Raw genomic sequence first — 20,348 nt, 5'->3', positions numbered from 1 at the left:
GGGCCGTCACTAAGCACATCTCCGATTCCTTCAATCTGCCCGGCGGCCTCTCGGGGCCTCCGTCCCAGTCCCGTTCGGCCGTTCAGGCCGTCCCGTTCGCGGGTGACGCCAATGATAGAATTTTCAGGGAGAATGTCAAGGGGTTTTTTGCAGAAAAATCGCATTTTTTTCTTATTTTCGTAAAAAACGGGTAAGCCACTACTCTTTCGCAGGGAAAACCACCAAGAGTTCACAAACTATTCACATTTATTTTTGAGCAGCCGTATCGAAGTTTTGTTTTTGCGCAGAAAAAGGGGAATTTAGGGGGTTAGAGACTAGAATCTAGAGGCTAGAGGAGCGAGGTTCGAGGCTCAGGCTCGAGTCTCTAGCCTCTATTTTAACACCTTCCCACGATTTCCCTCATCGGATTGTTCGCTTTTCTCTTCAATATATGAAGCAACGCCAATAAATGTGCCTACTGGCGCACCGGCACAATGATTTAGACAACGTTGTCTAAAACAATCTTGAACGGATCACTTTCCATATCCACCGGCACGCAATCCATCTGGCCGCGGAACCACGTGAGCTGGCGCTTGGCGTAATTGCGCGTCTTCTTCTTGACTTCTTCTATGACCTGCGCCATCTCAGCATCCGTCTGCGCTGCCAGCAATTCCCGATAACCTAAACTCTGCCATGCGGGAGCATCGAGCGGCACCGTCTTCGAAAGTTCACGCACTTCTTCGACCCAGCCGTCCTTTATCATCTTGTCTACACGGAAATCAATTCGTTTGTACAAAACATCACGTTCACGCTGAAGCCAGATCACGGGAAGTTTCCCGATCCCGCCTTCGCGTTCCTTTTGCCAGTCCGAGAGCTTGCGGCCTGTGGCCCTGTACACTTCCAATATGCGAATGAGGCGCTGCACGTTGTTCGGCTCTACGCTCTGGGCCAGTTCCGGGTCTGCATCCAGTGCCATCTTGTACAAACTATCTGCACCTTCGGCTTGCGCAATTTTTTCCAGTTCCTCGCGGGCGCTTTCCGGCACAGCAGGGATTTGCGGGAGCCCGAGCATCAATGTCTGCATGTACAGCCCGGTCCCGCCCACCAATATATAGTTGCGTTCCGGGTTCCCTTGCAAGATGCTCTTCACGTCGCGGCAGAACTCGCCCACCGAATACTTGCGCTCCGGTTCCAAAAAATCGACAAGATGGTGGCGCACCCTGGCCATGTCGCTAGCCGACGGCTGCGCCGTGCCTATGGTAAACCCGCGGTACACCTGCCGGGAATCCACGCCGATGATTTCGGCACCATAATGTTCGGCAAGCCGCAAGGACAATTCCGATTTTCCGATTCCGGTCGCTCCGGCCAAGGCAAAGAGAATAGGCATGTCGCCAATATAATTATATTTAAAAGTACCATGAGCAAGATAAAACATATCGTCGCCCTATTTATTGTCTGCGGAATAATTGCGGCCATAGTGTATTTCCTGCCCAAGACAGATTTCGGCAAGCAGTGGCTCCCGAAAAGCATCGTCTCCGAAGAGACCTCCCCCGAAGCCAGCGCACAGGATACCCTCCCCTTTGTCGACGGGCTCAAGAGCGAACTCCAGGTGCTGAGCACGCGCTTCAACAAGAAAAAGAACCTCGACATCTGGACTCTCGGCAAGGGCAGCACCATCATCGTCTACCTGTTGCAGGCGCAGCGGTTCATCCAGGCCCGTGGCGGGAATGTATTATATATGGAGGAACTGCACGACAACCCGAACGTCTTCCAGGCGGCAAGGCTCAAAGTTCTCAAGCCCGAAGGCGACACGCTCGACCTGGAGCTGCAAGTTTCCGAAAACGTGTTCCGCTCCAACGCCTCCGTGTTGGCCGTCTCGTTCCAGGTCACGGAACTGACCCCGGAGCAAATTGTCGCCCTGAACAAGCTGGAATACCCGTTCACGCTGCTCGTGACCCCGTTCAACATGCCCGAAGGATTCGTCACCGATGTCAAGCACGTGAAGCACAAAGACGTATTCCTGTGGCTCTACATGGAATCGAACAAACTGAACAAGAGGCACAACAAGTACCGCCCGATAAGAATTCACCATACCGAGGAGCAAATCGGCGAAATCATCAACGAGGCAAAGACCGCCTTCCCCGATGCCATGGGAGTGGCCACGCGGTTCGGCGAACAGGCCGTGGAGCACAGGCAACTGCTGCAGGCGACATTCAAACCTCTCGAGGCAAACAAGCTCGCCTTTGTCGACCTTTCCCTCAACAAGATGACCAAAGTCCCGGAAACGTGCAAGGATTTCAAGATCAAGTGCAGCAGCACCGCCCCCTACAACCCCGACAACAGCACCCTCGGCGACTACGTGAAGCATAAACTCAAGGACGCCCGCAAGAACGGGATAGCCTCCATGGTCATCCCCCTGAACGACGAAGGGCTCGACATGGCCGCCACCTTGCAGAAAAAAGCCGAGGCCCAGGGCACATCCATCGTGAATTTATCTACTTTTATTTCGTATTAGACAGGAGATTGTATGACTGTAAAGCTCGGAATAAACATCGACCACATCGCCACCATACGCGAAGCCCGTAAAATCAGGGAACCGGATCCGATTGCCGCCGCGTACATCGCCGAACTTGCCGGAGCAAACGGCATCACCGCCCACCTCCGCGAAGACAAGCGCCACATCCAAGACCGCGACATCCGCCTGCTCCGTGGCACCGTCACGACAAAGCTCAACCTGGAAATGGCCCCCACACAGGAAATGATCCAGTTCGCCATCAACATCCAACCGGACATGGTGACCCTCGTCCCCGAGAACCGCCAGGAACTCTCGACCGAAGACGGCCTCAATGTGGCCGCCGCAGCGGAAGTCCTCGCCAAGGCAGTCATGACACTCAAGAACAACGACATCGCCGTGAGCGTGTTCATCGAGCCCGAAACAGAACAGGTCAAGGCCGCCAAGAAAGTCGGGGCCGACATCGTCGAATTCCATACAGGCAAGTACGCAGTCGCCTACGACATGGGTAGCCGCCAGGAAGTCGACCGCGAAATCTCCGCCATCCAGGACATGACCGTTCTCGCCCGCAAATACGGGCTCCAGGTGTTCGCCGGCCGCGGACTCAACTACAGGAACGCCGTGAACATCGCCGCCATCGAAGGCATCGACGAAATCATCGTCGGCCACAGCGTCGTGGGCCGCGCCGTCATGGTGGGCATGGACCGCGCCGTCAGGGACATGATTGACGTCATCCGCAACGCAGACAAGTAGTTTACAACCTATTTAAAACAAGAACCCCCGTTCCTTTCCGGAACGGGGGTTTTGCTATACAAACTATTTTGTATTACTCTTCCGCCAGGGCTTCCTTGTACTCGTCGACGGTCGCGATGTATTCGTCGATCATGTCTTCCTTGGAGTTCAGGTGGTTGAGAATCTGTTCCAGGTGATCCTTGCTGAACACGGCCTTGAGCTGGCGGGAGGCATGGCCCCTGTATCCCCATTCCTTGAGGATTTCGTCGGTCACGAGGAAGGAATCGTTCATGGAAACAAAACGCATCGGTCCGTAAACGGCCCAGTTGTGCTCCAGCAACATGCATTCCGGTTCCGGGAGGTCCGGGTTGGCCATGTAACGCTGGATATGGCGGGTACGCACGTCCTTGATCTTGTCGATGCGCATGTAACCCATGATGAGGTACTTGTTGCGCAGTTCGGAATCGCTCAGGCCCTCGTAGCGGGTCCCGAAGAGGATGTAGCGGCTCTTCGCCTTGACAATGGCATTAATATTCTTCACGTTGCAGCAGCTCATGAGGCCATAGGTGCTGGTCTCGTAGTTCGGCTCGTAGAAAAAGCCCTTGCCGTTTTCATTCATCTGGTCGCGAACAGGGACTTCGGACTGGTGACTGGTTTCAACGTAAAGCAAGCTTCCTGCCATGTTGCCACGGTAGTCCTGCCATCCTTCGAGGTTAATCTGAGTCTTCGGCATTTTCTATCCTTTCTTAATAACAAAAATACAAGCGGACCGAGAACGGTTCGTTGATTACGTCTGCAAAATACATATTGTGCGCTAAAAAGTCAATGACTCCGCCGAAATATCCGACATTCCGAACAAAAAAGCGCCTTTTTCGAAAAATTTAGCGGTATCGGTCGTCAAAAAGGAACATTTCCCGTTCTTCGACAGCCGGACTTCCATCTCCGGATGGCGTTCCAGGTAGTCCACGGTCTTGCCCGCGACGATATCCCCCTGGAAAACGAGGCGGACATGCGGGGGCAGTGCGGCCAGGATTTCGTCCTTCAAAAGCGGATAATGGGTACAGGCCAGCAGCACGGTGTCGATATCCGGATCGGCGGCCAGGAGGGCATCCACGTCCTTCTTCACGAAGAACTTCGCCCCTTCCGTACCGCGCTCGCCGTACTCCACGAGCGGCACCCACATGGGGCAGGCATGCTGGGTCACCTTCAGTTCCGGGTAAAAATGCTCTATTTCGAGGAGGTAGCTCCCCGACGACACGGTCCCGGACGTCCCGAAGATGCCGATATGGCCCGTCTTGGAAAATTTCCCGATTTCCTCGGCCGTGGGCCGCACGATGCCGAGCACGCGCCTGTCTGGGAATTCCACCGGCAAGACCTGCTGCTGTATGCTGCGCAAAGCCTTCGCGCTCGCCGTGTTGCAAGCGAGGATGACCAGCGGGCACCCGCGGGCGAACAATTCACGCACGGCCTGCAACGTATAGCGGTAAATCGTCTCGAAGCTGCGGGAGCCATAAGGCGCACGGGCGTTGTCGCCTAGGTACAGGTAATCGTACTGCGGAAGCACCTTGCGCAAGTCGCGCAGTATGGTCAGCCCGCCGAACCCCGAATCGAACACACCGATCACAGGTTGTCCTCCATGGCCTTGCGCACCATCGGCATGAGGTCCTTCTTGGGGTCGAGCACGCCGCCGCGTTCCTTCTTGAGGGCGGCCACGTCAATCGGTTCGAGAATGCGCACAGATACATCGCCGAGGCCCCACGCGGTACGGCCTTCCCAGACCTGCCTGGTCCCCTTGATCACGATGGGGAGCACGATGGCGTCAGATTCAACAGAGAAGCGGAAGCCGCCGCTCTTGAACGGCGAAAGCTTACCGGTCTTGCTGCGCGTCCCCTCGGGGAACACAAAAATAAGCGGGGCCGATTTCAGATTATTCCGGACAGCCTCGTGGACAGTCTTTGCAGCACCGCTTTTCTGGCGGTCTACGCATATACAACCAACACGCTTCATCCAGAAGCCAAGGAACGGGATTCTCAAAAGGTCGGATTTCGCGATGAACCCTGTCTTGCGTTCGAGAGCGAGGAATACCACAGGGATATCCACATAGGAGCCGTGGTTACCCATGACAAATACCGGGCGCGTCCAATCCACCTTGGCCAAGTTCGCCTGATCCAAGACGGTCAGCCTGGCAGAGAGAATCTTCATGCAGAACTTGGAGAAGCACTGGATCTTGTACTCCAGCCACCGGTCCGCATCCTTGCGCTTGAAAAGGGACATATAAAGGAAAAGTGGTATATGCAAGAACATATAACCAAGCGCACCGACAACAACGCGTATCCTAAACAAAAAAAGTGGCATTCGCATAAACCCTTCATCCTTTATTTGTTTCGGGAGGAATCGGGATCGGCGCATATTACGTAGGCGCCCTTTCCAGAACCTCCTCCGACAATATAACAAAATCAGGTACGCCTCGGCACGGGTTACCCCCACATAAAATAATCGGCGTTCTTCATCAAGTTGTGCATGGCGCTGCCGTCTGTTTCCCTCGCACGCTCCCGGCGTCAGCCCCTCCGCAAGCCCCGCATAGAACACAACCGCATATTGCAACCCTTTGGAGGCATGAACCGTCTCGATATGCACACCATTTTCCACCGTTTCCCCTTCGTCCTCGGCAACACCCGCCACCGGGATGAGCGCATCGCGAAGCGCTTCCTCGTAATACAGGCGCAACCTGTTGTACCGCACGAGAATGGCAAAATTCTTCCATTCCAAGTCGTACCCCTCGCGAAGTTCCTTCATACGCGCTATAATCCGCATCATTTCCTCGACCGGATTGTCGCTTTCCCAGATTTCCACATCCCGGTTCTCCCGGAACAGCGGATTCCCGCCCGAGCCACGGGAGTTGCCCGCCCGCAGCACCTTCCGCAGCCGGAGCGGCTTATTCGTAAATATTCCGTTTGCAAAGTGGAGTACTCCCGGCACCGAGCGGTAGTTCCATTCCAGTCGGATAATCGTACAATCCTTGAAGTCGTCGCAAAAACGATTGATATTGCCAATGTCTGCCCCACGAAACCCGTAAATAGCCTGGTCATCGTCCCCCACCACGAACAGGTTCTTCCGGTCGCCAAGGAGCAAGCGCACCATCCTGTACTGCGGCGGATTGATGTCCTGGTATTCGTCCACCATGATATCTTCCCATATTTCGTGGAAAAAGGCACAAGCTTCCTCGTTCGTCGCAAGGAGCCTTATCGCCAAGTGAATCAGGTCGTCAAACACGACCTGCCCGGATTCAAGAACCTCGGCACGTACGCCCTCAAGTTTCGCAGCCACCGAAGCCGGCACACTGTCGGAGAACAAGTCCTCGCGGCTGAACGCCTTGATGTGGAGCTTGGAAAGTTTCGCCAAAAATTCCCGGTCCGAGGAATCCCGTGGCGTAGGCGCTGCCTTAAACCCCAACATTTCGTAAGCGCGCCTCCCCCCGATAACTTGCCGGAGCATAAAAAGAGCAAGCGAATGGAACGTACACAAACGCACGCCCGCATCCGGGAAAAGCGCCTGCACGCGCTCGCGCATCTCGGCGGCCGCTTTCGCCGTAAACGTGAGCGCAAGGATTTTTTCGGGAGCCATCCCCGATGCAATCCTGTACTGGATTCTCTTCGTGAGAACCGAAGTCTTTCCGGAACCCGCACCGGCGAGCACAAGCAACTGGGAACCTTTCTCGAAATCATGTAAAACTGCAGCGCGCTGGTCAGAATTCAGGCCAGACAAAATGCCATCGACATCCATGACGTCTCCTGTCGAACGGGGCTTTGCCCCAATGGTGGATAAATCAACAGGCGACCGCGCCGTTAGCGCGTACCAAGGAATGTTACGATTCCGACGTTTTGCCGGCAGGACGACCGCCGAGCAAGAATCCAAGCGCCCCGAACAGGCTGAGCAGCAAGCTCACGAAGTACGCAAGCAGCTGGATAACCACGGACTCAAGCCCAGGGACACCGGCACGGGCGAACAAGGACTGGGCCAAAAGTTCACGGGGGCCAAAACCGCCAATCGAAATCGGGAGCGCACTCACGATGGCGACCAGCGGGATATAGTAGAAATACCAAGACATCGTCAAGTCTACGCCCACGGCCATGCCGCAGAAGTAGTGGACGAAAATGCGCAGCGACTGCGTCACCGCAGAAAGCCCCGTAATGGCAAGCCACAGGTTGACCGTCCTAAAGCTCTGGAAACGCCTGAACATGTGCGTCAACCGGAGTCCAATCTTTTCGGGAAGGATTCGGCAAAGAATCTTATTGAGCAAAAGCCCCAGACGGCGGCTGAACAGCGAAGCGAACAGCACGCAGAACCCAAAGAAAATCCAAAGGGATGGCCACATGAAGGCGCGCTGCGCCGCATCGTGCATAAAGAACAGCAAGCCCACCGCAATAGCAAACAAAGTAATAAAGAAGAGCCCGAACAACCGGTCGAAGAACGTCGCCGTAAGCCCGGCCCCCACGGTATCTTGCCCGCCCTGCATGCGGATGTCGTACACCTTCTTCACGTCGCCGCCGACATTGCCCGGCATGAAGTTGTTGAAGAACAGCCCAACATAGTACAGCTTGAGCAGGCGCCAATACGAAAGTTTCACACCCTGCTTTTCGAGCAGCAGTTTCCACTGGAGGCAAGCCGAAAAATTCGAGAGGAACATGCAAAGGATGGCAAGCGCAAACGGCAGCACACTATTCCAAGAGAACAGCGTGTACAAGTCATCGATACTCCAGTCCGGGGCCTTGACAATGTTGTTATAAACAAAATAAGCAGGAATAAGTGTCACCAACAACTTGAGGCAGAACACCAACGTAGACTTTAACTTGGGAGACATTCTCATTTTGCATCCTCCCCGCCGGCTGTTCGTTCCAGCAAGGCAAGAGTTTTATTCGCCGCATCGTCCCAGCTAAACGTACTTGCATATTCCTTCGCAGCCGTCGCAAGCGAATTGCGTAGCCCAGCATTAGAATAAACGGATTCCATTGCAGCGGCACAGGCGGCAGCATCCCCTGCAGGGAACAGGATTCCCGTCGTGCCATCTTGAACGCTGTCCCGGAGTCCGGGGACATCGGAGGCAATTGTGGGAGTATCCAGTTGGGCCGCTTCGACCACAGTCAAGCCCCAACCTTCCTTATAACTTGTCTGCAACAAGGCGACAGCGCCAGCCATCAATTCGCGCTTGCGTTCTGCGGTCACGTATCCGGTAATTTCAACACGGTTCGAAAGCCCACGTGCATCAATCCAGGCGGGCAGCTGCTTGAGCAGCGGGCCGTTCCCCGCAACAACGAGTTTCACCTCGGGTTGTTTCTTAGCAAAAATCTCGAACGCCTGGAGCGCCACCCAGATGCCCTTGTAACGATGCACCCTGGACAGCCACAAAAAATACGGAGTCAACGGAGCCGGAGTTTCCGGACGTTCTACCGGATCGGACCCATTATAAACCACATCGATGCGGTTTTCGGCAACACCCATCCCGGCAAGTTCCGCCTTGGTACTCGGGCTCACCACGACAAAGCGCTGCTTGCGGTAGAAAAACGGAATCACGCGTTCGAACGCCCAAACGCCTAACGCCACCGGGAACGAGGCTTCGGCGAAAATGGAAGAGCGCCAAAGATGGTGCATCTGCACGAGTACCGGTTTCTTAAAAAGAATCGGCGTAAACAGCGGCAGTTTATTGAGGTCTTCGTACACTACGTCGAATTGGAATTCGCGGTCGAGTTTTCTCGCCATGCGCGCCACTGTCAGTTGGAACAGCAAGTCTCCCCCGCTACGCACCACCTGGATGCCATCAACAATTTCGCGGTCCTTCGCGCCCTTGAACATCGTCGTGAGCAGCACAACCTTATGCCCCATAGCGGCGATTCGCGCAAAGATACGATGCAGGTGCTTTTCCGCGCCGCCGGCGGCCGGATGCATTCTGTCACGGTAATTGACGACGAGGATATTCACGGGATTTTACGACCATTACGGCTTGCGGCCCAGCACACCAATGCAGAGCTGCGTGTAGTGCATCAAAGAATTGGACTGCAAAGCGTCCAGCAAGGCGTCCTTCGCCTTCTGATAAATGGTCCCCTGCAACGGGTACTTCGGCAATTCCACGCCCACCTTGAAGCCCAACTCACGGAGCATGCGGTAATACAGATTCGGGCGCATCCAGTCCCCATAAGCGTATTCGCAAACGAAACCGGCGTCCTTCATGAGCTTCTTGAGCTGCGGCATGGTGAACTGCTTTTCCCAGCCGGCAAACCACTTGTCCATCGCAATCAGGATATGCTTGATGACCGTGTACGGGTGAACCGTCTGCGGCACGTCGCAAAGGCAACATCCGCCATGCTTCAGGATTCTGTAGTTTTCCTGGAGCAACGGGAGCGAGTCCTTGAAATGTTCGGCCAGACCCTGGTGGAACACGAGGTCAAAAGTGCAATCAGGGAAAGGCGCCTTGAAAGCATCGCCACGCACCAGTTTCAGGTTGTCGTAGAGATTTTCCTTGGCACGGAGCGCATCTACAATCTTGAGGCTATTCTCTGCAAAATCAAGGACATAGACATCAGCGCCGAGACGCGCCAGTTCGGCACTGTCGCGGCCCGTACCCGCACCGACTTCCAGCACCTTCAGGCCTTCCAGCTTAAAATTCTTCTTTATCGCATTCATGATAGACGGAGACGACGGATAGACCTTGTCCATGTCGTTCTTCCGCTGCCAAAAGCGATTCCATACGGATTGATCGGGCTCTTTAATTGACATAACGCGCAAAATATACGAATAAATGGAAGATTACGCACACCATTCCTGTAAAAACGCCTTTCTCCGCCACGGCAGATACGTAGACCAGCCTAACAGCCCTTTATTTTTGTATAATTTCTACTACATTGTAACGTTTTAATGACAACTATAGACTTTTTTTCGGCTCGGAACGGGTCAACAATCGCCTAATCGGGTGAATTAGGGGGAAAATAACCTTTTCGTAAACTTTCTTTGGAAAAATTTACACGATTGGCACGTTACTTGCTTAGAAAATAATGGATATTATAGCTAAGGATTTTTTCGCAATGCATATTGATTCTACTGATACCACACTTAAACGTTACCTTGAAGATATTCGTCGCACCGCGCCTCTTTCTAGAGAAGAAGAACAGATTCTGTTCCAGAGAGCCAAGGAAGGCGACAAGATTGCCCGCAAGAGGCTGATTTCCGCTAACATGCGCTTTGTGCTCAAAGTGGCCATCCAGTACCGTGGATGCCCCATTCCGCTGCCGGACTTGGTGAGCGAAGGGGCCATGGGGCTTGTCCGCGCCATCGAATCGTTCGAACACACCCGCGGTCTCAAGTTCATCAGCTACGGCGTCTGGTGGATCAAGGCGTACATCACGCGCGCCATCAACGAACAGGGCAACCTCATCCGCTTGCCGGCAAACCAGCACCTCCGCGTGCGTAAGGCTTTGCACGAGCAGTCCCGCGGTAAAGAAATCAACGAAGAAATCCGCGAGCTCATCCAGATTGGGCAGCGCGGCGTTTCCTTCGACAGCCCGCTCAAGGCCGACTCCAAGGCCACCTACGCCGAAGTTCTCCCGGACAACGCCGCCTCCAACCCAGAAGCCGACTCCGAAATCCAGAGTGTCGAAGCCTTGGCCAAGGATCTCATGGAGCAGCTCCCCGAACGCGAAGCGAAGGTCATCACGGGTATTTTCGGCATCAACCAAGAAGCTCCGCAGACGTTGCGCGAAGTGGGTGAATCCATGAACATTTCCCACGAACGTGTACGTCAGTTGCGCGACCAGGCCCTCCGCCGCATCCGCAAGTACAACAGCAAGGACTTCCTCCAAGAAAAGAAGGACGCCTTCCTCGCTGCGATCAACAAATAGCGAGCCGCTGTTTTATATATTTCTGGTGGAGCCCCTTGGGCCCCTCCTTTTTTATTTGACGAGGAAACACGTGCGCAGAACATTAAAATCCGCCATGCTGCTCACAGCCGGCCTTACGGCCATGGCCGTGGCGCACCCGCATGTGTTCGTCGACGCCACCATCGTCGCCGTATTCGACGGCAATGGTCTCGTCGGTATAAAGAACCACTGGGTGTACGACGAGATGTACAGCGCAGCGACGTTCGCCTCCGCCGACTCCGACGGTAACGGCCAGCTTTCGGCAAAAGAAACGGAACAGCTCAAGAACGGCATACTGGGCCCCATCGCCTCGAGCAACTACTACAACTATGTCCTGGTGGGGACAGAATTTCTCCCGGCCAAAGGCGTAAAGAATTTCAAGGCCGAGATGAAAAACGGCAAGCTCGCCCTAGATTTCACAGTATCCTTCTCGATACCCGTAAAACAGGATTACACCATGGCTACCGTCGCCGTCAACGACCCCACAAACTACATCCAGATGACAACGGACATGGAAGAAGCAGACGTCGAGGCGCCCGACGAACTGGACGTAGACTTTTTCGCCGACGATCTCAAAGGGCTTACACTATTCCGCGCCTTCCGGAGTGAAATCCAAGGCCTTTACATGCGATTTAAGAAGTAGGCGCGAGGTTCGAGGCTCGAGGGACGAGGCTAGGGATATAAAAAAGGTGTCCTGGCCGGAGCACAGGACAACCTTTTATTCAACGATCAGGCAGCAGGCTGATTATTTTTTGCGCTTCTTGCTGCGGCGTACGCCCCACTTGTCCTTGACTTCTTCTTCGATCTTCTTCTTCTCGTAGCGGACGACCATCTTGAACTGGACCATGTAAACACCCGTACCGACGAAGCGGCCGTTGTGGTCCTTGAAGTTCCAGTTCACGAACACCTTCTTGTCCGTATCCAAGCAGTTGCCGCCGAACTTCCAGCTATTGCACTGCACGGTGATAGAAGTATCGTTCACGTACTGGCCAAGGTGATCGTAGTAGTTCACCACGAAGGTGATGAAGATGTTCTCGGGCTTCAGGGAATCGAGTACAGACGGGTCAACCGTACCGTCGGCCGATATCTGCGCACGGTCGACAAGTTGCGGCACAAACCGCTCACCCAACTGCACCAACTGGCCCAGAGCGCCTTCCTTCTCGAGGTCTTCCTTAGTCGTGGTGCTCGGCACATAGCGCAGGTTCACGGAGCTCAGCGTGCGGTACATATCGTCGGCATCATCGAAGTGGCCCATCTTGGTAGATTCCACCAAGTGGTTCAGCAAGCCCGCGATGACAACAGGCGACGGTTTCTCACCAGCAACGTTGCCGTAGTTATCCTTGATATCGTCCTTCGAGCCGCGGACCACCATGAGCGAGTCGCCCGGCAGAATCGTCGCAACGCTTCCGTCGAGGACCAAGGTCGCAATACGGCCATCGCTAGACCACAGGATGCTTGTCGGCAACAGGTCGATAACATCCTTGCCATGGATATAGCGGAAGTAGTCGCGCCCTTCCAGATCCTGATACTGCACCACTTCGGAGAAGGTGACCGCCAAGGAATCCACCTTCTTGCCGTAATTGAGCACGGCACCCACAATGACCGGCGGCATCTTGTCTACAATCGTCGCATTTTCTTCGTTGACAAACGTCTCGCCCAAAACATCGTAATAGGTGTAGATTGTCGCAGGAGGCAGATCGTCACTGATGCTGGTCACGCCAGTCGTCAGCTGCGTGCTGCTGCGAACGTTCCAAACAATGCGGGTAGAGTCGTCCGGATCGAGGCTGAGTTCGTCCGGGCTAGCCATCAACTGGATCAAGAGGCCACGGAAACTGTACCACGGGAAGGACATGTGCAACATCTCCAGATCCTGGCTGGTGACGTTCTTCGAGAAGTTGGTGACAATCTGGTCCAGAACGCCATCGCCATCGGTATCCCAGTACTCCACATTCTTCACAGAAGGCACACGGTCAATCACCTTTACAGGGACCTCGCGATCGTACTCATCGGAAGTGATATACTGGAGATTCTGGAAAGTGACGTTCGGGTAAAGCGAGATGCTGTCCTTGTCGTCGCCGACAAGACCCAGTTTCTTGCCCACCAGCACCACCATATTGCGGCTGGGCATATACACGTTGGAAATATCGTCCAGGTTAAATCCGTGACGGTCCAGTTCCTGCTTTATCATGATAAGCATGTCGGGATTGTTGATATCTGCAGGGACCAAGTCGATATTGAACTTGATGAACAAGGAATCCCTGCCCGACTTGTCACGAATAGCAAACGCGGAATTGATAACGTTGTCGCCCACCTCGATCAATTTGACCTTACGGGCATAGCATGTTCCGTTTTCTGTTTCGTAAGTAATAATGGCATAGGCATCGTCCTTGGGGAACTTTTCCGGGAAGGTCAAGTCGGACACATCCATAGACAGCCTGTCGCGGGATGCATTCAACTCGATAACGCTGTGTACCTTCTGGGTTTTACCCTTGAGGACAACCTCGATAGACTTCACAGTTATAGTCGAAGGAACGGTATCCTTGAGGAGGATTTCCTGGAAATCCAGGACCTTGTCACCATCCGTATCCTTGACGAAACCGATAATGGCATCCGGAATCGGGTCGTAGAAGTTGATGTTATCGATGATTGCCACTTTGCCATCGCCCACAACGTAGATGCTACCCTTTTCAACGATAGTATCGGCAGTCACCCAAATAACCACGGAGCCATCGGCATTGAATACAATGGAATCAGGCCGGCTAGCGTCTTCCGGATTCACCAACTCCACGTCGCCTCTAGGAATCACCGTGAGAGACTGTATGGAATCGCCGAAAATCTTCTTGACCTTAGAGGAATCAAGAACAATGGCCACGACCTGGCCCACCTGAGCCGAGTCAAGCCCGCTGCCGTAGCGGAGGTCCATCTTGGAAATCGGGTTGTTGTTTTTCTTGTAGACGTTCTCGCCCACCTTGATTGTACCCGGCGTTCCTTCCGGAGAATCTACAGGAATCATGACACCCACTTCGGAAACGAGCGAGTCGCCATCTTCGTAGTTGTCGTTCGACGGATAGAAGTCGAGCGAACCCTTTTCGTCCTCGTAGTCATCAAAGCCAACGTACACGCGGCTGGAGCTGGAACCATCCGGGAAGTCGTCACCGTTACCATCGTTACCGCTGGAGCCGGGATTGTCCGGGAAGTCGTCACCATTGCCGTCCCGACCACTGGAGCCGCCATTTCCATTGCCGCCGCTAGAAGAGCCATTGTTGCCGGAACTGGAGTTTCCACCACCGTTACCGCCGGAGCTGGAACCGCCATTTCCATTGCCACCACTAGAAGAGCCATTGTTGCCAGAGCTGCTGGAGCCTCCGTTACCGCCATTGCCGCCGCTAGAAGAGCCGTTGTTGCCAGAACTGCTGGTGTTGCCACCGCCGTTACCGCCACTAGAAGAACTGCCCGTCTTGGAGCTGCTCGAAACCTTCTTGCTCGAGCTGCTGGATTTCGGCTTGGAGCTGGAACTGTATTCCTGCCTGCTAGAGCTGATGCCCATGGAACTGCTGGAAAGATTGTCATGCCCCTGGTTTGCGCTAGAACGGATTTCTTCAACGACATCAAGCGGAGCAAGGTCATCGAGCCAGTTGTCAATCCACTGGACATGGACCAAAATGTTATCCGTAATATATTTCTGCGAGTTGGAAGTGTAATCGACAAATACCATGTGGCCGGTATTGGAGGCCACAAAAAGATGTCCGTGACCGTCAACCGTACCCTGGTCCAGACGCCAACCCACATGGTCATCCGTTCTGGGTTCGGTCAAGTTCTCATACGAATCATCAAAGAAATATTCGTGCAGGTCGATGGTTCCCACGATGGTAGCCGTCATCGTCCCGTTCTTCCTCTGGGGCTTGATTTGTACAATCTTTGCACCGCCGAACACGAATATCGTATTGGAATACGGGTCGTAAGTACCGCCATGAGCGCCTTCAAGCGAATCGATCAAGATTTTGACTTTCATCTTGGTAATGGCGCTATCCCCGATGGGGGCATGGAGCGTATCGGCCATCGCCTTGTTCTTCACATACACCTTGGTCGTATCCGTGATGTAGCCAAAGTACGCCTTCGCAGCTTCATGCTTCTTCTCATCAGAAGTACATCTGTGGAAGTTATAGCCTACAGGGGAATTGGGGTCATCATCGTACCTTTCACAACCACCGCCAAAGTAATTGGAATACGTAAAGAAGGCGTTTCCTTCCTTGTCCCAAATCAAGGTTGCGAGAGAGTCATGGAACACGCGGTCGCCCGAAGTTTTCGTCAACTTCACACGATAGCTCTGGTTATCAAAGCTATTCGTCTTGTCACTGGTAATCTGGATTCTGTGCAACATTCCCGGAATGCCGGCCGCCCACACATACTTCTGGTTCGGGTCAACCATCAAGTGCCAAACACCAGACGAAGTCCTCGAAGAGGCGACAACGCACTTTTTCTTACCCGCACCCGCCGTCTTGCTTACTTTGTAGACGGTGGACCCCTGGGCTGCGACAATCAGGCTTCCATCCGGGTGATGCACGATACCATCGGCACCGCTCATGCCATCACCTTCTGTACAAAGGATCCTCTTGTTTTTCAATTGCAAATAACCATTACCGTCATAGTAATAGTCGAGACTCTTGACGCGGTCACTCTGCGCGTATTTCGTATAATACAGCGTTTCTGTCGTCGCCGCATGCGGGACGATATCGCCAACCTGTTGAATCCAAATACCCGTAGCGGGATTGGAAGGTTCGCCGTATCCGGAAGCACCAAGAGCGAAAGATGCGCATCCTAGCACGCCAACGGAAATTAACCATTTTGCCATCTTCATCATAGCTCTATCCTCCAAAAAATCACTCACCGAGCGTCATGCCGTCCGAACCGGCACGGATGCCCCAGTTGTAAATTCTTTCCACTTTAAACGATTCCTTGGCTCCATAAACCTTCACCCTCAACTTGGCGACGTACACACCGACGCCAACCTTGCGCCCGTTATTCGAGCGCATATTCCAACGCAAGTACAACTTGCGAGCATTCTCGAAACAGTTTTCACCAAAGGACTTGTCACTGCAGCGAATGTCACCCGAAGCGTTCGCCACATAGCCGCCCAGGTTTGTGAACACATCCAGTTCCCAGCGGAGGCCAATCTTTTCCAGGTCCAGTTCCGCACCGCCTGCGGTATCGGATTTCATGATTGTCGAGAATCCAATATCCAGAAGGACTCCCAACGATTTCTTCATTTCGGAATCCATGCGAACATCTTCTTCGACAAAACGCTCCGTGAAAGCGGCCTTATCGGCCAAGAGCACTGCGCGTTCCAAAGTTGCAAGGGCAGTCGTCTTCACAATGACACGCGGGTCACCTTCGACCATCACGGTCGGAGCTTCTTCGCGGACGCAGTTGCCCTCGAGGTCGGTAAAGCTCTTATCATAATTGCTGAACTTGACGGAATCCGCCGGATTCATTCGGTCGGAAAGGTCTACGCCAGCTTCCAAGAACAGCTTCAATGTCTTGCCGTTATTGGACCAACTGTGCGTGCCCAGCCCATAATGGACCCACTTGCCATCAACGTAGAATGCAAGATCTTCTTTAGAAAGCTCAAAGGCGTTCGTATCTACCGGCTCGGTAAAGGTCACGGTGAACACGTCCGGCGTAGCCTTCTGGAAGGACTCGGGACTCAGGAACGTTCCCGAGATAACCGGCGACATACGATCGTGCATGCCAAGCATCGTCGTCACGGTGGAATCCTTGTGACCAGCGATAGAAATCGTATTCGTCATCTTGGCATAGCCGTAAGCCTTGTTCAGCACGGCATTCGTCGAGTCGATGTCGGTAAGCATCTTCTTTATATCGTACTTGGAATCGTCCAAATCGAAACCGATAATGGTACGATCTTCCGAAAGCGAAATCACGCCCTTCTTGAGCAGAGAATCCAAGTTCTTGAACTTGAGTTCATGGACTTCGCTCTTGGAATCCAGCCAGTACAGCGAAATGGACGTTGTCTTGAGATCGTCGTCCGTAAGTGGGCTCAAGAAACCGATGGAGGCACTGTCCATAGTGCCATCGCCGTTGCGGTCGTAGAATCCGTTGTTCTCGTTGGTCGCGTAAATGCCACCGGCACTGCGCACCGGCACTTCCCGGTTCTTTCCGGTCTTGTTGCCGTCGGCTGCCTGGATACCGCCATCAATCGAAATGCGAATCATATCGCCCACTTTCACGACGCCCTTATCCACCTTGAAACGCCACTCGTCACCATTTTTCTCAATGGCTTCTTCGGCGATTTCCTTGCCGTTCAAGACAAAGCCCTTGCCCTTGTTCCACGAGGTGTCAATGTCCTTGTTGAACTTGATGATGAGGATATCGGAGTCATCCTCGCCATACAGAATGGATGCCGTCTGAATGACTGCACCGATATGGTCAATCAAGTCGGTACGCAGCGTATCGTCGATTCCCGTAAACTGGGACTGGACCGCCACCTTCAGAGCACCCAAAGCATCGTTGCCCGAAGCCGACATGTTGAGCGATTCAAAATCCATTTCTGTTTTCAGCTTTCCGGCCTTGCCCTGCTCGTCTTTATAAGAATGCCATTTTCCGAAGTTGTCCTGATCGGGCCAGCTGTAAGCAAAGTCTGTGAGCACCACGGAATCACGGTCGCCACTGAACCAAGCCGAAATCTTATCCCCGATACCATCGCCATCCGTATCAAACACGGCGGCACTGTCGAGATGCGGGAGATTGCGGTCGTTGATTGTCAATTTACCCGGGAAAATTCCGTTCACAATAAACGTCGCATTCCCCTTGTCATCAAAAGATTCCGGATAACCACTGAGTTTGAATGCTTCGCCGGGGTCGGTACGGCCCGTATCTACAGCCATCACGACAAAACCCACGATACCATGATCTTCGGGAGTGAAATCAAGCTGGATTCCCAAGCCCTTGCGTTCGGGAAGTTTTTCACCAGCCAGCGATTGGAACTGTAGATTGTCCCCGGCGCCCTGCGTAGAGAAGTAGAAAGACTTTTCGAGAGTTGAATCTGTAGCGCCAGAATCCGGGCCGACCGGAATGTAAGCACGAGCGAAAATCGTAGCGGATTCGCCCACGTCCATGTTCAAGTCGGAGGCTTGAGTGACAACGCTATCGCATTCACGGGTCCAGCAATACTGGATGGCCGGAGCATAGAAGTTGTAGTAGGCGACAATTTCAGGATCTCCAGTCAGTGAAACCGAAGTTCCCACGGGAATGTTGAATACCGGGTACGAAGCCGTGATACCGAACCAGCGGAAACCGGAATCCAGGGAATTCACCTTCATCATGTTCACGACGGCCGTGTCGGGTTTCAGGACAATTTCAAGAGAATCGTTGTCGGCCTTCGGAGCATAGACGTAAAAATCGACATTACGCCTGGAATTGGTCGGGAGCCCCTGGGCATCCTTCTTGACCTGCACGCCCTCGTCCATCGTGTACAGGTTGAACCTACGCGAGGATTCGATACGGGAATACTTGCAATAGGAACTCGGGTTACCTTCGTAGTCGATGCAGTCTATTTGAGGGACTGCAAAAGAGCACGTACCCGCCATAAGCAGGAACAATGCAGAATACTTAACGATACGCACGAAATGCAATCTCATTCAGGGCTCCAACAATGAAAAAACTACAAATACCAATATATATCTTTTGGTAAGGATAAGTTTTGTTTACCAACGAAGGTGAGGCGAATATCACACTGATTTTTGAAGATAGGCCAAAATGTGGAAAAAAGGGCTGAAAATTAAAAAAAAACGAAAATTTCAATTTCAATCAGTTCAAATTGGAATATATCCGTTTAGAACATCGGTCACAATGGAATCCATGACCACCCAGCCGTAGCCCACCAACCGGAGAGCGTCCCCCTCCTTTACCAAGCAGCCGTTTTTGAGCCATTTTGAATAAGAGGATTCCTTCAATTCGATGCCGTCCCTGCGCAAAATTTCCAAGTCCAAACCGGAATTTTGCCTCAAAGAAAGCCAAACACGCTCCGTCCAGATGTCGTCTGGTGTCAAGGAATCTATGCAAAGTAAGTCTTTCGGCATTCCATTTAGAACAAACTTCTTCCATCCCAGATAAATTTCCGGTGCATGGAAGCGCAACCCTTTAAAATAGGAGTGTGCGCCCGGTCCAAAACCAATGTATTCCCCGCGATCCCAATAATTTTTATTGTGGGCACTCCATTTGCCCGCACGGCAAAAATTGGAAACCTCGTACCGTTCGAATCCCCGCTCTTTAAGCAGGTCAACTCCCTTGAGATACATTTCTCCGTACAAGTTCTCGTCCACATACAGTTCGTCCCGCGCAATCCGGTGACCGAGACGCGTACGGTCTGCAACGGTGAGTCCATAAAAACTCACGTGATCCAGCGGGAAACTGGCCAGATAATCCAGGTCTTCGAGGAATTCTGCAACAGATTGCCCAGGCAAGTTGAACATGAGATCGCCGTTGACCTCTACCTCCGGTTGCATACAAAGCAGTTCAAGCGCCCGGATTCCTTCTTCTACGGAATGATGCCGACCGATGCGTTCCAAGATATCGCCATGGAACGATTGGAGCCCAAGGCTGATGCGCCTTACGCCACACTCGCGGGCAAGCGCTATAGTAGATTCGTTGCACGATTCAGGATTGAACTCCATCGAAACTTCACGGAGGCTATGTACATCAACACCGAGAGAACCAAGCGCATCGAACAACCGCACAAGGCACTCGCTAGGCAACAGCGACGGAGTCCCGCCTCCCAAGTAAAGTGTTGACGCAGACTCCAGCACGCCAGCATTCCTCTGTGCAAAGCCTTGCATCTCGCGAATAAGCAAATCTGTATATTCAAAAAAAAGCCTGGAACGGGGCACCGGCATCACACGAAAATCGCAATAGTCGCAAACTTTCTTGCAAAAAGGTACATGTATATATATTCCAAGCATAACAAGCCACCGTCTTTGGCTTTTCCGCCCCTTTTGGGGACAATCCCGAAAAATTCTTCTCGTTTACACGAAAATTTAGTTATATAAGGGCATATGGTCGGCAATTTTTTTGCAAAAACTCCGAGAAAGTTTCGGAAATGGCTCAGGTTCTATCTTTTCCTGTCCTTAGCCGGCGTGTTCCTGATGCTGTTTTCTACGCTTTTATTCAAAGAGTCATCAGCCGACATCCTCCTCATCTTCATC

General features: G+C 53.0%; 15 protein-coding genes. 5 read left to right on the top strand and 10 right to left on the bottom strand.

Annotated elements, in window-relative coordinates:
* Positions 1 to 194, top strand: a 194-nt coding sequence (locus Q0Y46_RS02125) for a hypothetical protein (RefSeq protein ID WP_297944323.1), incomplete at its 5' end; no start/stop codon positions are given.
* A 284-nt stretch (positions 195 to 478) separates the two neighbouring features.
* Here Q0Y46_RS02125 and miaA read toward each other — a convergent pair.
* Positions 479 to 1,366: a tRNA (adenosine(37)-N6)-dimethylallyltransferase MiaA gene (gene miaA / locus Q0Y46_RS02120; RefSeq protein WP_297944320.1), complete on the bottom strand. Its 888-nt coding sequence runs from the start codon at positions 1,364 to 1,366 to the stop codon at positions 479 to 481.
* A gap of 30 nt (positions 1,367 to 1,396) precedes the next feature.
* On the opposite strand from miaA, the gene Q0Y46_RS02115 reads away from it, so the two are divergent.
* Together Q0Y46_RS02115 and Q0Y46_RS02110 are read left to right on the top strand one after the other, a co-directional pair.
* The gene (locus tag Q0Y46_RS02115) at positions 1,397 to 2,494 is read left to right on the top strand and encodes a divergent polysaccharide deacetylase family protein (protein ID WP_295685590.1); all 1,098 of its coding nucleotides are present in this window, start codon (positions 1,397 to 1,399) and stop codon (positions 2,492 to 2,494) included.
* A gap of 12 nt (positions 2,495 to 2,506) precedes the next feature.
* Positions 2,507 to 3,244 (top strand): pyridoxine 5'-phosphate synthase, encoded by a 738-nt coding sequence (locus Q0Y46_RS02110; RefSeq protein ID WP_295685594.1) that lies wholly within the window; start codon positions 2,507 to 2,509, stop codon positions 3,242 to 3,244.
* Positions 3,245 to 3,317: 73 nt separating this feature from the next.
* On the opposite strand, the gene Q0Y46_RS02105 is transcribed toward Q0Y46_RS02110, so the two are convergent.
* From Q0Y46_RS02105 to Q0Y46_RS02080, 6 genes are all read right to left on the bottom strand, one after another.
* The gene (locus Q0Y46_RS02105; RefSeq protein WP_290958103.1) at positions 3,318 to 3,956 is read right to left on the bottom strand and encodes a hypothetical protein; all 639 of its coding nucleotides are present in this window, start codon (positions 3,954 to 3,956) and stop codon (positions 3,318 to 3,320) included.
* Positions 3,957 to 4,037: 81 nt separating this feature from the next.
* The gene (murI, locus tag Q0Y46_RS02100) at positions 4,038 to 4,847 is read right to left on the bottom strand and encodes a glutamate racemase (protein WP_295681579.1); all 810 of its coding nucleotides are present in this window, start codon (positions 4,845 to 4,847) and stop codon (positions 4,038 to 4,040) included.
* Positions 4,844 to 7,006 carry a UvrD-helicase domain-containing protein gene (locus tag Q0Y46_RS02095; protein WP_297944315.1) on the bottom strand — a complete coding sequence of 721 codons (2,163 nt, stop codon included), beginning with the start codon at positions 7,004 to 7,006 and terminating at the stop codon, positions 4,844 to 4,846. The genes murI and Q0Y46_RS02095 overlap by 4 nt, the downstream gene beginning before the upstream one ends.
* Before the next feature lie 82 nt (positions 7,007 to 7,088).
* Positions 7,089 to 8,090: a lysylphosphatidylglycerol synthase transmembrane domain-containing protein gene (locus Q0Y46_RS02090; RefSeq protein ID WP_295681574.1), complete on the bottom strand. Its 1,002-nt coding sequence runs from the start codon at positions 8,088 to 8,090 to the stop codon at positions 7,089 to 7,091.
* Positions 8,087 to 9,199, bottom strand: a complete 1,113-nt coding sequence (locus Q0Y46_RS02085; protein WP_297944311.1) for a glycosyltransferase family 4 protein — start codon at positions 9,197 to 9,199, stop codon at positions 8,087 to 8,089. The genes Q0Y46_RS02090 and Q0Y46_RS02085 overlap by 4 nt, the downstream gene beginning before the upstream one ends.
* A gap of 15 nt (positions 9,200 to 9,214) precedes the next feature.
* On the bottom strand, positions 9,215 to 9,994 hold the full coding sequence (locus Q0Y46_RS02080) for a class I SAM-dependent methyltransferase (RefSeq protein WP_295681570.1): 780 nt from the start codon (positions 9,992 to 9,994) through the stop codon (positions 9,215 to 9,217).
* A 305-nt stretch (positions 9,995 to 10,299) separates the two neighbouring features.
* Here Q0Y46_RS02080 and Q0Y46_RS02075 point away from each other — a divergent pair, with 305 nt between their 5' ends.
* Positions 10,300 to 11,112 carry an RNA polymerase sigma factor RpoD/SigA gene (locus Q0Y46_RS02075; protein WP_295681568.1) on the top strand — a complete coding sequence of 271 codons (813 nt, stop codon included), beginning with the start codon at positions 10,300 to 10,302 and terminating at the stop codon, positions 11,110 to 11,112.
* A gap of 70 nt (positions 11,113 to 11,182) precedes the next feature.
* Entirely contained in the window at positions 11,183 to 11,773 is a 591-nt protein-coding gene (locus tag Q0Y46_RS02070) for a DUF1007 family protein (protein WP_297944307.1), read from the top strand.
* 102 nt (positions 11,774 to 11,875) lie between these two features.
* Here the strand turns inward: Q0Y46_RS02070 and Q0Y46_RS02065 are convergent, their stop codons facing one another.
* From Q0Y46_RS02065 to hemW, 3 genes are all read right to left on the bottom strand, one after another.
* Positions 11,876 to 15,991, bottom strand: a complete 4,116-nt coding sequence (locus Q0Y46_RS02065; RefSeq protein ID WP_295681564.1) for a hypothetical protein — start codon at positions 15,989 to 15,991, stop codon at positions 11,876 to 11,878.
* Positions 15,992 to 16,010: 19 nt separating this feature from the next.
* Entirely contained in the window at positions 16,011 to 18,785 is a 2,775-nt protein-coding gene (locus Q0Y46_RS02060) for a hypothetical protein (protein ID WP_295681561.1), read from the bottom strand.
* 174 nt (positions 18,786 to 18,959) lie between these two features.
* Positions 18,960 to 20,105, bottom strand: coding sequence for a radical SAM family heme chaperone HemW (gene hemW / locus Q0Y46_RS02055; protein WP_297944303.1), 1,146 nt, complete (start codon positions 20,103 to 20,105; stop codon positions 18,960 to 18,962).
* Between the last annotated feature and the right edge of the window lie 243 nt (positions 20,106 to 20,348).

This window comes from uncultured Fibrobacter sp., from assembly GCF_947305105.1.
GTDB lineage: Bacteria > Fibrobacterota > Fibrobacteria > Fibrobacterales > Fibrobacteraceae > Fibrobacter.
This window is presented reverse-complemented; position numbering and strand designations above follow the sequence as displayed.